This is a genomic window from Methylobacterium komagatae, from assembly GCF_042661665.1.
Lineage (GTDB): Bacteria > Pseudomonadota > Alphaproteobacteria > Rhizobiales > Beijerinckiaceae > Methylobacterium > Methylobacterium komagatae.
On record NZ_JBHSWN010000001.1, the window covers coordinates 4,179,395 to 4,192,319 of the forward strand.

The following is a 12,925-nucleotide window of genomic DNA, read 5'->3' on the forward strand; positions in this document are numbered from 1 at the left end:
GTTTCCTTAAGCCTGATGCCTAGCGAGAGCTCTCATCCTGCGCAGGATGCGAGCCGAGTTTGCGCCGAGGTCGCTCTCCGCAAGCAATTCGAGACCAGCAGGCCCACCTGTCGCCGCGTTGGCGGAAAAAGTGTCTTGGGAAGGGGTGAAACCTGGTAATTGAGCGCCGGTCTCAAGTCCTGCTGCGAGACGGAACGGGCGATAAGCATTGCTGAGGATGGCCTCGTATTCCACGTGGTGGAGGCGCTTCCTCCGCGAAGCCCATTTCCAGGGCCAGCGATCGCGATGGAGCCGGGTGATAAGCCATTCGACTTCATACCAAAGGGTCCCGACCGCTCGAGCTTCCGCCGAACGCACAAAAGCGGCCATGACCTTCTTGCGATTTCGTCGCTCGAGCTGCGCCAAATAATGATCCAGCCCGTCTGGATCAGCATTGCGTCCGAGATAAAAATTATACAAATTATTTACGAATTCCAAATTATCGCTCGAAATGAAGAGCTTATCCCGGTAAGTTACGGCCTCTTTCGAAAAATATATACTAGTAATCCTCGAAAATCGCCCGCGTCCTAGGTGAATATCGACCTCTGAATCTCGGCGAGCTTCCGGCTCGACAGGTCTACCAAGCAACAAACAATAACATTCATTTATGAATTCACCGGGGGGAGTGCCAAAAGATCCAGCAAATTTATTAAATTTGTATTGTTTGACGATGGAATATTCATTAATTTCACTCAGTATCTAATAGCATATTGGATTTTTGGCGGGGTATATACCTTGCTTGGGGGGCTTGCAACTTCGACAGAAATTGCAAGCGTATATGCATAGATTGCCAACTCTAGAAGTGTTCGGCATCGTCTTTATTGACAGAGCGGAAACGCTCGCCCGATTTTCACGGCAACCGCTCGTTCCGCCCACCCACCGCCGCCTTGATCGTGGATAGCAGAGACCGGTTTCCCCGGCGACGCTGGGCCAACTCAGCCTGCAAGGCGCGACCATCCGGCAGGTTCATCGCCCGGGCGATCCTGTCTGCGGCATTGCCCGAAGGCGGCTTGGCCGGATCCTCCAGGGTCAGGCGCTGCCACTGCACGGCGGCGTCGAGGATGTCATGGGCCTCCGCGAGGGTATCGGCCGTCTCCGTTGGGATCAGCCCGCCTTCGCCTGCCCGGCGCAGGACCGTGCTCGCATCGCAACCGATGCATCCGGTCAGACCTGTGGCGAGCACGATCGACTGTGCCAGGAAGTCGAGGTCGAACAGCCCGCCGGGCGCGAGCTTCAGATCGTGCGGCCCGGCATAGCCCCGCTCCTTCGTCACCAGGGCGCGCATGGTTCTGGCCTCGGCGCAGACCGTGGCGGGATCGCGCGGGCGGGCGATGACATCTCGGATCGCGGCCGTCACCTCGGCCCCGAGGGAGGCGTCGCCGGCGACGACCCGGGCGCGGGTCAGGGCCATGTGCTCCCAGGCCTCCGCTTCCCCGTCGTGATAGGCGATGAAGCTCTTCAGCTGCACCGCGGGCGGGGCGTGGCTGCCGTAGGGGCGTAGCCGCAGATCGACCTGATACAGGCGCCCGCGCCGCGTCGGGACCGTCAGCGCCGCGACGATGCGCTGGGCGAGGCGGTTATAGGCCACCACGGCATCGAGCGGGCGAGGGCCGTCGCTCATCCGGTGGTCGGGGTCGAAATCGTAGAGGATGACGAGATCGAGGTCGGACGCGGCGGTCAGTTGGCGCGAGCCGAGCCGCCCGAGGGCCAGGACGCAGCAGCGCCCGCGCGGCACCTGCCCATGCTCCTCCGCGAAGCGCCGCGTCTCGGCTTCCAGCACGAGGCCGATCGCGGCGTCCGCGAGGGCCGAGTAGGCCCGGCCCGCCTCAGCCGGGGTGATCAGGCCGGAGACGAGGCGCGCGCCCGTCACGAAGCTCAGGCGCCGCGCCGCGTCCCGGCAGCGGTCGAGGACATCTTCGTGGCTGGCGGGCTCCCCGACGAGGGTCCTGAACTGCACGCGCATCGTGTCCGGTTCGGAGACCGGCGCGATGAACTCGGCTTCCAGCACTGCGTCGAGGACGTGCGGGCTGCGGCCCACCGTGTCCGCAAGGCGCGGGGAGGCGCCGAGCAGGTCCGCGAAGAGCAGCCGCAGCCGCTCGTGCGAGCGCAGGATCGCCAGCAATTCCGCCGCCGCGGGCATCCGGGAGAAGGCCCGGTCGAGGGTGAGCAGGGCGGCATCCGGATCCGGCGTCCCGCCCAGCGCCTTGAGCAGGGCGGGCAGGAAATCGACGAGGATTTCCCGGGCGCGCCCGCCCCGCAGGGCCGGATGGCGGCCGAGATGCCAGTCGCGCACGATGCCGAAGGCGCGCTCCGTTTCGCGGAAGCCGAGCCCTTCGAGCCCGGCCAGGGTCGCGGGCTCGGCCTCACCCGGCCCGAAGACCAGGGGAGCCGCCGCCTCGTCGCCGCCGCGTTCGAACAGCAGCCCGTAATGCCTCTGTACGCGGGCGGAATGGGCGAGCAACGTCTCCTCGAAGGCGGCGAGGCTGGGGGATCCGCAGAAGCGCGCGAAGCCCTCAAGAGCCTCTGGATCGGAGGGCATTCGCTGGGTCTGCTCGTCGCGCAGCATCTGGAGGCGGTGTTCCACCGTGCGCAGGAACGTGTAGGCCTGCGTGAGTTCATCCCGCGCCCGTGCGTCGATCCACCCCGCCTCGCAGAGCCCGTCCAGGGTTTCCACGGTGCGGCGCCCGCGCAGGGCGGGCTGGCGCCCGCCGAAGACGAGTTGCTGCGTCTGCGCGAAGAACTCGATCTCGCGGATGCCGCCGCGGCCGATCTTGATGTTGTGCCCGGCCACCGCGATCTCGTCATGGCCGCGCACGGCCTGGATCTGGCGCTTGAGCGCGTGGATCTCGGCGATGGCCGCGAAGTCGAAATGGCGGCGCCAGATGAACGGCCCGAGTTCCTTCAGGAAGCCGGTCGCCGCCGCCTCGTCGCCCGCGACGGGCCGGGCCTTGATGAAGGCTGCGCGCTCCCAATCCTGCCCGATCGATTGGTAGTAATCGAAGGCGAAGGCGGTGGAGAGGGCGAGCGCGGTGGAGCCGGGATCGGGCCGGAGTCTGTAATCGACCCGGTGGACGTAGCCGTCGGCGCTGCGCTGGGACAGGAGCTTGCCGAGGTCCTGCGTGATCTTGCCGAAGATCGCCTTGGCCTCCGGCCCGGCGACCCGCGCGGCGGGCTCGGCCTCGTAGAAGACCACGAGGTCGATATCGCTCGAATAGTTCAACTCGCCCCCGCCGAGCTTGCCGAGTCCAAGGACGAACAGCCCGCTCTGCCAGGCGGGCCAGTCGGGATCGGCCAAGCGGACCTTTCCCGTGGCGGCGGCCCGGCGCAGGAGCGCGTCGAGCCCGGCCGAGACGGAGGCGTCGGCGAAATCCGACAGGGCCTGCGTCACCGCCGCGAGGTCCCAGAGCCCGCCGAGATCGGCCAGCGCCACGAGGAGCGCGTGAGCGATGCGGTTCGCCCGGAGCCGTTTGGCCATGGCGGCGAGGTCGGCCTCGCTGGCGCAAGCCGCGCCCTCCGCGCGCTGCCGCGAGACGAGTTCGGCATTGGCCGCCTCGGGGGCCTGCTCCGCCAGGGCGACGAACAGCGCGGGCGAACGCGTCACGATCTGCCACAGAAAATCGGAATGCTCGGCGAGCCCGAGGAGCAACGCCCGCATCGCGGGCGTCACGAACCCCGCCGGAAAGGCCGGTGCGATCTCCGCGAGCCGCTCGCGGGCGAGGGGGGATGCGTTCGGCTCACATCGCGGCCGGAGCCGCTCGCGCAGGGTGCCGTCCATCTGCTCGCCGGTTTCTGTTCATCGCGGCGCTTGGCGGAATTGGGTCCACCACGCGCCGCTTCATTGTGCCCCCGAGGGGCGGATGACACCAGGGGAGGGGCTTGGGCCCCGCCCGCCATCACGCCACGCGCACGGTCACATCCATGACATCAGTGAAACACGCCGAAGAACCACAACAGCAAGATGATCGGCAGCGGGATTCCGAGCAGCCACAACAATCCACCACGCAACATGGTCGTCTCCTTCGTTCGGATATCCCCCCGAGAGCTGAGGCTCTGCTTCCGGGAACGCACGAAGTCGGCGAAGCGATGCGAAGAATTCCGAGGCGATCGGGCTCGGTTACGGTCCCTTGTCGGTCGCGATAGCCTCCGCCGCGTATCGCGCCCGCGCGGAGGCATCCGGCGGCGCCCCGGTGCGGGCACACCAGGCGGCGAACACCTCCGGTTCGATCGGCACGCGCAGCACCTCGACGCCGCTCTGGCGGACCACCTGTTCCATCTGCTCGGTGGCGATCCGCCACGTTTCGTAATGAGGCGGCAGCGCGCCGCCATCGGCGAGGCGCGCGCGCAGCGCGTCGTAATGCTCTGCGGCGTACCAGGGCAGGCCGACGCGGCGGGGGCGGCTCATGGCGATCCTCGGATGGCGATGCGGCCGGTCAACCCGCATCGGCGCATTCGGGTTCGAAGGCGCCGTCAGCGCCGTAGCAGGCTCACCCAGGAAGAGAGGGGCTCGGTGAGGGTCGTCCAGGCCCAGGCCCACATCGATTGCGGCCGCCCGCCCATCAGCGCGGCCACGTAGGCGTCCTCGCGCTCCTTGCACTCGTCCAGGGCGTTGCGCTCGTTGCCGGCCCGGCTCTGCCCGGTCGGCTGATGCGCGATGGCCTCCCGCAGGCAGCGGTGCCACGCCAGTTCGAGCGCCTGCGGATCGGCCGGTGCGGCCGAGGCGCTGCCCGTCAGGGCGACGAGGACGAGGAGGAAAGCCGGACTGCGCATGGACGCCGCTCAGTCGTCCGCCCCGGCGACCTGCGCGACCACGCGCCCGCCATCGGCCGGTGCCGCGCTGACGGCGCGGGCGAGTTCGATCCGGGCCGTCCAATCCGCCAGCATCACGAGACTGGCGAGCAGGAGCCCGAGCAGGGCGATGCGACGGGGCGTGGGACGCGGGATCAGCATGACACTCGCCTCAAGGACGGTGCGACCCTAGACGATGGGCCGGACACCGACTGCCACCCGGCGAGCACACCGGTACGAAAAGAGAACGGAGGGCCAGTTATCACCAGCCCGATCGGGTTCCCTCAGCCGGCCATGGGGGGCTCGGTGCTGACGCTGGTCGTGGCCGTTCTCGTTCGCTCTGCGACCTGTCTCAAGATCGCCCGCGCCCTGTGCCGACCGGGTCCCGACCGTCCGCGTCGGGACTCTAATCGAGGTCCGCGCGGGAACCGCCGGTGCGGCCTGACCTTGGCCAAATGGCCCGGTGCGTTCATGCTCCGCTCCGGGATGGAACCGCCGCCGGGACAGGCACAGTATGAAGCCATTGAGAGTGGCCGTGATCGGCGGCTCGATCGCCGGGCTCACCGCCGCCTGCCTGCTGGCGCGGGGAGGGCACCGGGTCTCGGTCTTCGAGCGATCCGCCGGTCCCCTTGCCGGGCGCGGGGCGGGCATCGTCACCCATCCGGGGCTCTGGGCCGTGCTGGCGCGGTGCGGCAGCCCGGTCGACAAGGAGGATCTCGGCGTCTCCGTCGTGGGCCGCCGGGTCCTCGGCCGGGACGGACGCGTGGTCGCCGAGCGGAGCCTGCCGCAGATCCTGGCGGGCTGGGGCCGTCTCTACCGCCTGCTTCTCGACCAAGTGCCGCCGGAGGCGATCCGGTACGGCGCGACCCTCGCGGCGATCGTCCACGAGGGGGCGAGGTCGTGGCCCGGTTCGAGGATGGAACGCGGATCGCGGCGGATCTCCTCGTGGGCGCCGATGGGCAATTCTCGACGGTGCGGGCGCAGGTGTTGCCGCCGGTCGCTCCGGCCTATGCCGGCTATGTCGCGTGGCGCGCGGTGGTCGATGCGGCGATCCTGCCCGAGGCGACACGGCGGGCGATCGGCTCCCATTTCGCGTTCTGCCTGCCGCCGGGCGAGCAGATCCTCGGCTATCCCGTCCCGGCGACGGATGACGGGACCGGGACGGGACGCCGCTTCAACGTGGTCTGGTACAGGCCGACGGAGGAGGCGGCCCTCGCCGCGCTCCTCACCGACAGCGGCGGGGTCCGCCACGCCCTGTCGATTCCGCCGGGGCGGATCAAGCCGGAGATCCTGGCGGCGATGCGGGCCGATGCCGAGCGCATCCTCGCTCCGCCCTTCGCCGACGTCATGCGTCTGGCCGAGCAGCCCTTCCTCCAGGCGATCCTCGATATCGAGACGCCGAGCATGGCCCCGGCTCCGGGTATCGCCCTCCTCGGGGACGCCGCTTTCGTAGCGCGCCCGCATGTCGGGATGGGCGCGACCAAGGCGATGGAGGATGCCGCCGCCCTCGCCGACGCGCTGGCGGCGACGGAGGGCGATGTCGCGGCCGGGCTCGCCGCCTTCGATGCCGGCCGTTGCCCTTACGGCGCCTCGGTCGTGGCGCGGGGCCGGAAGCTCGGGGCCTACATGCAGGCGCAGTTGCGCGGCGCGGCGGAGCGCGAGGCGGCCGAACGCTTCCGTAGCCCCGAGGCGGTCATGACCTGGACCGCCGTCCCCCCACAGGCCGGGGACAACCTCTAAGCCGCCTTGGCGGTCCCTCGGCGGATCTCGGCCGGAAGGTCGAGGGGCGCGTTGGCGCTGTCGAGGAATTCGACCGTCGTGAAGATCAGCTCGGTCTGCCCGATATTGGCGAGGTCGTGCGTCATCCACTCGCCCGCACCGAAGGACAGGTGCTGGATGTCGCCCGCCCGGTAATCGACCTCGGCGACCCGGCCGTCGCCGTATTGCGAGCGGGCGCGTCCTGCGGTCACGGCGGTCCAGAAGTAATCGAGGACATGGGTGTGGAAGCCGATCCGCTCGCCGGGCGCGAGGACGATGGTCCAGACCCGGCAGCGCGCATCCTCCGACAGGAGCCTCGTGCCGACGCAGCCATTCGTGCGCGCCGCCGCGAAGTCCTGCGCCAAGTTCTGCGCGAGGTCCGGCGGAAGAGCCGCCGTTTCGGTCGTCCGGGTCATGGCGTTCCTCCTCGGCCTTTTCCGGGATGGTGATCCCGAACGGTGCGACGGGCAAGCGCCGCTTGCCTTGGCCTAATCCCGCGCGGCGCGGGCGCCCGTCACCACCCGGCGATGCGTCGCGAGGAGGCCGGGCAGGGCCGCGTCGAGCATCGCCGCGCGCACGGCGTCGCGATCCGTGGCGCCCTCGATGCCGTAGACCAGCGAGCGCAGGCCGACATAGACCAGGGCCCCGTGGATGCCGAAGAGCAGTTCGAACTCGTCCGCCGAGAGCGGCTGTTCCTGCGCGCTCGGCAGGTGCGATTCGGCGCGCATGCCTTCGAGCAGCGGCGCGAAGATGCGCTCGCGGACCATACCGAGATAGCGGTTCGGCAGATCGAACCCCTTCAGGCCCGCAGAGACGAAGATCCGCAGCCATGCGTAGTCGTCGATCCGGCGCTGGTAATCGATCTCGAAGCGCCGGAACCGTTCGAGGCAGGGGAGGGCGGCGTCGCGTACCGTCGCTTCCCAGCCGCTATCCCAGCGCTTGAGGTAGACCTCCTCGTAGATGCGCTCGATCAGAGCGGCCTTGGTCGGGAAGTAGCGGAACAGCAGCGGCTGCGTGATGCCGAGGCGCCGCGCCAACTCGCGGGTATGCCCGTCGAGCCCCGCCTCGGCGAAGAAGGCGATCGCACCCTCGACGATCTGGCGCTCACGAGTCTCGGCCGAAAGCCTCCGACCGGTCGGGATCGCCTCCGTCTCTCGCGCGGGGCTGCTTGACGGCATCTCGCTTTGGCCTTCTATTGAGCGAACGATCAATAAGGGCGTCCAACCTGTCCCACGGGGCGGTCATGGGCAAGCCCATAGGGAGGAGGAGCCGCGCGTGAAAGCGCCAGACTTCGCCTACGCGCGCCCGGCTTCGCTCGATGCGGCGCTGGCTCTGCTCGCCGAGCATGGCGAGGATGCCGTTCCCCTCGCGGGCGGGCAGAGCCTCGTCACGGCGTTGAACATGCGGCTTTCCGCCCCCGGCCTTCTGGTCGATCTGAACGCGATTCCCGGCCTCGCCGGCGTCACGGAAGCCGACGGCGCGGTGCGGATCGGTGCGATGACCCGCCACCGGGATGTCGGGACCGCCCTCGTCCGCGAGCGCCTGCCGCTGCTCGCCGCCGCCTTGCCTCACATCGCCCATCCCGCGATCCGCAACCGGGGTACGATCGGCGGCTCGGTGGCCCTGGCCGACCCCGCCTCCGAATGGCCGGCCTGCTGCCTCGCCGCCGGGGCGACCATCGTCGTGCAGGGCTTGACGGCCGAGCGGCGCATCGCGGCGGCGGACTTCTTCCTCGGCCTCTACACGACGGCTCTGGAGCCCGGCGAGATCGTCACTGCGATCGAATTCCCGCTGCCCGGCCCAGAGTCCGTCTGGGGCTTCGAGGAATTGTCCCGCCGTCATGGCGATTACGCCCTGGTCGGCCTCGCCGCCACGGCGAAGCGAACCGGCTCCACCCTCACGGAGATCCGCCTCGCCTTCTTCAGCGTCTCCGACCGGCCGGTCCTGGCGGTGAAGGCCGCCGCCGCCCTGGAGGCGGGCGACGTGGCGGGCGCGCAGGCGGCGCTCGCCGACGAACTCGACCCGCCGGACGACCCGTCCACGAAGGCCGCGACCCGGCTCCACCTCGCCCGCGTCATCCTCGGCCGCGTCGCGGGCCGGATGCGGGGCGGATCCGTCTCGGAGGAGAGCCACCATGGCGTCTGAGAGCCCCGACCGCGAGCACGCGGTCTCCTTCACCCTGAACGGGGAATCGGTGCGCGCCCGCGTGCCCGCCAGGATGCATCTCGGCGATCTCCTGCGCGGCTCCTTCGGCCTGACGGGGGTGCATCTCGGCTGCGAGCACGGCGTCTGCGGCGCCTGCACCATCCTCGTGGACGGGAGGGCGGTGCGCTCGTGCCTGATCCTCGGCGTCCAGGCCGATGGCGCCACCGTCGAGACCGTCGAGGGGCTGACCGAGAGCGGGCGGATCAAGGATCTTCAGGACGCCTTCCACACCCGCAACGCCCTCCAGTGCGGATATTGCACGCCGGGCATGCTGGTGACGGCCGCCGAGTTGCTGGCCGACGAGGAGGCCTCGTCCTCGCGGGATGAGATCCGCGCGGCGATCTCGGGCAATTACTGCCGCTGCACCGGCTACCATGCCATTGTCGACGCCATCGCGACGACCGCCGAGGCGAGGCGCGGCGCCCGCCGGGAGGCCGCGGAATGAGCGGCGAGCCCACCGGCCTCACCTTCCTCGACCGGCCGAACAGCTATATCGGCCGCTCCGTCCCCCGCCCGAACGCGCGGCGCCTGCTGGAGGGCAGGGGCGTCTACGTGGACGACGTGGCGGCCTCCCGCCTCGGCCACGTCGCGTTCCTGCGCAGCCCCCACGCCCATGCCCGCCTCCTATCGGTCGAGACCGGCGAGGCCAAGGCCATGCCCGGCGTGATCGCGGTGGTAACCGGTGCCGAACTCGCCGAGGTCTGCACGCCCTGGGTCGGCGTGCTCGGCCATTTCAAGGGCCTGCGCTCCGCGCCCCAGCATGCGCTCGCGATCGACCGCGTGACCTGGGTCGGGGAGCCGTTCTGCGCCGTCGTCGCCCGGAGCCGGGCCGAGGCCGAGGACGCGCTCGCCGCCATCCTCGTCGAGTTCGAGCCGCTGCCCGCCGTGGTCGACATGGAGACGGCCCTCGATCCCGGGACGCCGGCCATCCATGCGGAACTCGGCGACAACCTCGCCTTCGAGCGCAACCTCGAGGTGGGCGAGGTCGATGCGGCCTTCCGCGACGCAGCCGTCGTGGTCGAGGAGACCTATCAGTTCGGCCGCCATACCGGCGTCTGCCTGGAGCCCCGCGCGATCATGGCGGACTGGGCGGCGGCGGACGGGATGCTCACCGTCCACCATTCCTTCCAGGCGCCGCACATGATGCAGGACATCCTGTGCAAGCACCTCTCGCTCCCCGAGGGGGCGGTGCGGGTGATCTGCAAGGATGTCGGCGGCTCCTTCGGCATCAAGGTCCACATCTATCCGGACGAGATGGCGACCTGCGCGCTGGCGCTGATGCTGAAGCGCCCCGTGAAGTTCGTGGCCGATCGGCTGGAGAGCTTCCAGAGCGACATCCACGCCCGCGACCACCGGGTCACGGCGCGGATGGCCTTCTCGCAGGAGGGCGACATCCTCGCCCTCGACATGGACGACCTGACGGGGATCGGCCCCTACTCGGTCTATCCACGCACCAGCGCGGTGGAGGCCAACCAGGTCGTGAACCTGACGGGCGGTCCCTATCGCCACCGGCATTACCGCGCCCGCGCCCGTGTCGTGCTCCAGAACAAGGCGCCGACCTGCCAGTACCGGGCGGTGGGCCATCCGATCGCTACCATGGTCGCGGAAGGGCTCGTCGATCTCGGCGCGCAGAGGCTCGGCCTCGATCCGCTGGCGGTCCGGGAGCGGAACGTCATCCCGGACGATGCCTACCCCTGCGCGGGCGTCTCCGGGATCAAGCTGGAGAAGCTTTCGCATCAGGCGGCTTTGGCCAAGCTCAAGGCCATGATGGACTATGACGGCCTGCGGGCCGAGCAGGCCACCTTGCGCGAGCAAGGCATCCATCGCGGCATCGGCCTCGCGGCCTTCATCGAGATCACCAACCCCTCGGCCGCCTTCTACGGGGTCGGCGGCGCGCGCATCTCCTCCCAGGACGGCTGCACGATCCGCCTCGATCCGCAGGGTGGCGTCGTCGCCTCGGTGAGCGTCACCGAGCAGGGCCAGGGCACGGAGGGCATCATCGCGCAGATCGTGGCGACCGCCACGGGTGTGCCGATGGACAAGGTCCGGGTCATCTCCGGCGACACGCAGGCGACGCCCTATGGCGGCGGCACCTGGGCCTCGCGGGGTGCGGGCATCGGCGGCGAGGCCGCATGGCAGGCGGGCAAGGCGTTGCGCGCCAATGTCGTCGCGGTGGCGGGCGCGATCCTCCAGGCCGAGCCGGACAGCCTCGACATCCGCGGCGGCGCGGTGGTGGATTCCGCCACGGGGACCGAGCGCATGGCGCTCTCCGAACTCGGGCGCATCGTCTATTTCCGCCCCGACACGCTGCCGCCGGGGATTCAGCCGGAATTCGTCGCGACCCGCCACTACGTGCCGAAGGACTATCCCTTCGCCTTCACCAACGGGGTCCAGGCTTCCTATGTCGAGGTCGATACGGAGACGGGCTTCGTGAAGCTCCTCAAGCACTGGTGCGTCGAGGATTGCGGCACCGTGCTCAATCCCCTTCTCGTGGACGAGCAGATCCGGGGCGGCATCGTCCAGGGGATCGGCGGGGCGCTGTTCGAGCATTGCCTCTACGACACGGAGGGCCAGCTCCTGAACGGGTCGATGGCCGACTACCTCGTGCCCATGGCGGGCGAGATGCCCGACATCGAGGTCGCCCACGTCGTCTCGGCGACGGCTTCCTCGGAGATCGGCGCCAAGGGCGCGGGCGAGGCGGGCACGGCCGGTGCCCCGGCGGCGGTGGTCAACGCCATCAACGATGCGCTCTCGCCGCTGAACGCCCGGGTCTCCCGCCAGCCGGTGACGCCGGACGTGGTGCTGGAGGCCCTGGGGCTGATCTGACCCATTCCGGGAACCGGTCCGAAAGAGAGACCGGTCCCGGCGAGGAAACGCCAAGACAACGGAGGGATGAGGGGATGGGAACGGGCTTCGACAGGCGTCGGCTGCTTCAGGGCAGCGCCGCCGCATCCGCGCTGGCGCTCGCCGCCCCGGCCTTCCTGCGCTCGGCGGCCGCGCAGGGCGGCCCGATCCGGATCGGTTTTCCCGTGCCGCTCACCGGCGCCTTCGGGGCCGAAGCGAACGATCAGGTCCGCGCAGGCCAGCTCGCGATCAAGGAGTTCAACGAGGGTGGCGGCTTCCAGGGCCGCAACGCCGAGCTTCTGGTGCGCGACGACAAGCTCAACCCCGGCGAGGCCGCGACCCGGACGCTGGAACTGATCGAGAAGGACAAGGTCAACTTTCTCGTCGGCGGCCTCTCCGCGGCGGTGACGCTCTCGATCAATAACGTCGCCCGCGAGCGCGGCGTCATCTACAACTCGATCAGCCAGTCCGACGCCATCAACGAGGCGAAGGATTTCGGGCGCACCACCTTCCACGAGGCCCTGAACCCGCACATGACGGCGGGGGCGGTGGGTCGCTACGTCTTCCCGAAATCGGGCAAGCGCGTCGCCTTCCTCAGCGCCGACTACGCCTACGGCCACGAGATGGTGCGCGGCTTCAAGCGCGCGGGCGAAGCCTCGGGCATCGAGGTCGTGGCCGACATCCGCCACCCGATCGGCGCCTCCGATTACTCGGCCTTCCTGCCGCGCATCGCCGCGCTGAAGCCCGACGTGCTCTGCTTGTGCAATTTCGGCCGCGATCAGGTGGTCTCGATCCAGCAGGCGACCGAGTTTGGCCTGAAGCGCAACACCAAGCTCGTGGCGCCGGTCCTCCTGTTCACTGCGCGCAAGGCGGGCGGCGACGCCTTCGACGGGGTGATCGGCGGCACCTCGTATTACTGGCGCCTGGAAGACAGCGTGCCGACCGCCAAGGCGTTCAACGACCGGTTCCGCGCCGCCTATAACGGCGCCGTCCCCTCGGATTACGGCGCGCTCGGCTATGCGGGCGTCCGCTCGGTGCTGGAGGGCGTGAAGGCCGCAGGCTCCACCGAGACCGACAAGGTCGTGGCCGCGATGGAGAACCTGAAGGCCGATTTCTACAAGGGGCCGCAGAGCTTCCGGAAGTGCGACCACCAGTCGGTGCAGTCGGTGCTGATCGTCGAGGCGAAGTCGAAGGACATGAAGACCCCCGACGACGTCTTCACCATCCTCGGCACGGAAGGCCCGGACGAGCGGTTCCTGCGCGGCTGCGACGAACTCGGTCACAAGGCGTGAGA

12 protein-coding genes and 1 pseudogene are annotated in these 12,925 nt (G+C 69.3%); 6 read left to right on the forward strand and 7 right to left on the reverse strand.

The features are described from left to right. Nucleotides 1–6 precede the first annotated feature (6 nt). The 5 genes from ACFQE0_RS20815 to ACFQE0_RS20835 form a co-directional block, all read right to left on the reverse strand. A complete protein-coding gene (locus ACFQE0_RS20815; protein WP_378973017.1) occupies nucleotides 7–477 on the reverse strand; it encodes a DUF4214 domain-containing protein in 471 nt (156 codons plus the stop codon). A gap of 412 nt (nucleotides 478–889) precedes the next feature. Further along, entirely contained in the window at nucleotides 890–3,814 is a 2,925-nt protein-coding gene (locus tag ACFQE0_RS20820) for a bifunctional [glutamine synthetase] adenylyltransferase/[glutamine synthetase]-adenylyl-L-tyrosine phosphorylase (protein ID WP_378973019.1), read from the reverse strand. 339 nt (nucleotides 3,815–4,153) lie between these two features. Beyond that, nucleotides 4,154–4,441: a hypothetical protein gene (locus ACFQE0_RS20825; protein ID WP_378973021.1), complete on the reverse strand. Its 288-nt coding sequence runs from the start codon at nucleotides 4,439–4,441 to the stop codon at nucleotides 4,154–4,156. Nucleotides 4,442–4,506: 65 nt separating this feature from the next. Continuing rightward, a complete protein-coding gene (locus ACFQE0_RS20830; RefSeq protein ID WP_378973024.1) occupies nucleotides 4,507–4,806 on the reverse strand; it encodes a hypothetical protein in 300 nt (99 codons plus the stop codon). Nucleotides 4,807–4,815: 9 nt separating this feature from the next. Then, nucleotides 4,816–4,986 (reverse strand): hypothetical protein, encoded by a 171-nt coding sequence (locus ACFQE0_RS20835; protein ID WP_378973026.1) that lies wholly within the window; start codon nucleotides 4,984–4,986, stop codon nucleotides 4,816–4,818. Nucleotides 4,987–5,338: 352 nt separating this feature from the next. Between ACFQE0_RS20835 and ACFQE0_RS20840 the strand changes: the two are divergent. Continuing rightward, nucleotides 5,339–5,422 (forward strand): annotated as a pseudogene (locus ACFQE0_RS20840) (hypothetical protein); the annotation flags it as partial. A gap of 302 nt (nucleotides 5,423–5,724) precedes the next feature. Then, entirely contained in the window at nucleotides 5,725–6,564 is an 840-nt protein-coding gene (locus tag ACFQE0_RS20845) for an FAD binding domain-containing protein (protein WP_378973028.1), read from the forward strand. Here the strand turns inward: ACFQE0_RS20845 and ACFQE0_RS20850 are convergent. Together ACFQE0_RS20850 and ACFQE0_RS20855 are read right to left on the reverse strand one after the other, a co-directional pair. After that, on the reverse strand, nucleotides 6,561–6,998 hold the full coding sequence (locus ACFQE0_RS20850; protein WP_378973030.1) for a cupin domain-containing protein: 438 nt from the start codon (nucleotides 6,996–6,998) through the stop codon (nucleotides 6,561–6,563). The genes ACFQE0_RS20845 and ACFQE0_RS20850 overlap by 4 nt on opposite strands. Nucleotides 6,999–7,070: 72 nt before the next feature. After that, nucleotides 7,071–7,760, reverse strand: coding sequence for a TetR/AcrR family transcriptional regulator (locus ACFQE0_RS20855; protein WP_378973032.1), 690 nt, complete (start codon nucleotides 7,758–7,760; stop codon nucleotides 7,071–7,073). 97 nt (nucleotides 7,761–7,857) lie between these two features. Here ACFQE0_RS20855 and ACFQE0_RS20860 point away from each other — a divergent pair, with 97 nt between their 5' ends. From ACFQE0_RS20860 to ACFQE0_RS20875, 4 genes are all read left to right on the forward strand, one after another. Further along, a complete protein-coding gene (locus ACFQE0_RS20860; RefSeq protein WP_378973034.1) occupies nucleotides 7,858–8,727 on the forward strand; it encodes an FAD binding domain-containing protein in 870 nt (289 codons plus the stop codon). Next, the gene (locus ACFQE0_RS20865; RefSeq protein ID WP_378973037.1) at nucleotides 8,717–9,232 is read left to right on the forward strand and encodes a (2Fe-2S)-binding protein; all 516 of its coding nucleotides are present in this window, start codon (nucleotides 8,717–8,719) and stop codon (nucleotides 9,230–9,232) included. Before ACFQE0_RS20860 ends, ACFQE0_RS20865 begins: the two co-directional genes overlap by 11 nt. Continuing rightward, nucleotides 9,229–11,613, forward strand: a complete 2,385-nt coding sequence (locus ACFQE0_RS20870) for a xanthine dehydrogenase family protein molybdopterin-binding subunit (RefSeq protein ID WP_378973039.1) — start codon at nucleotides 9,229–9,231, stop codon at nucleotides 11,611–11,613. Before ACFQE0_RS20865 ends, ACFQE0_RS20870 begins: the two co-directional genes overlap by 4 nt. A 74-nt stretch (nucleotides 11,614–11,687) precedes the next feature. Then, a complete protein-coding gene (locus tag ACFQE0_RS20875) occupies nucleotides 11,688–12,923 on the forward strand; it encodes an ABC transporter substrate-binding protein (RefSeq protein ID WP_378973041.1) in 1,236 nt (411 codons plus the stop codon). The last annotated feature ends 2 nt before the right edge of the window (nucleotides 12,924–12,925 follow it).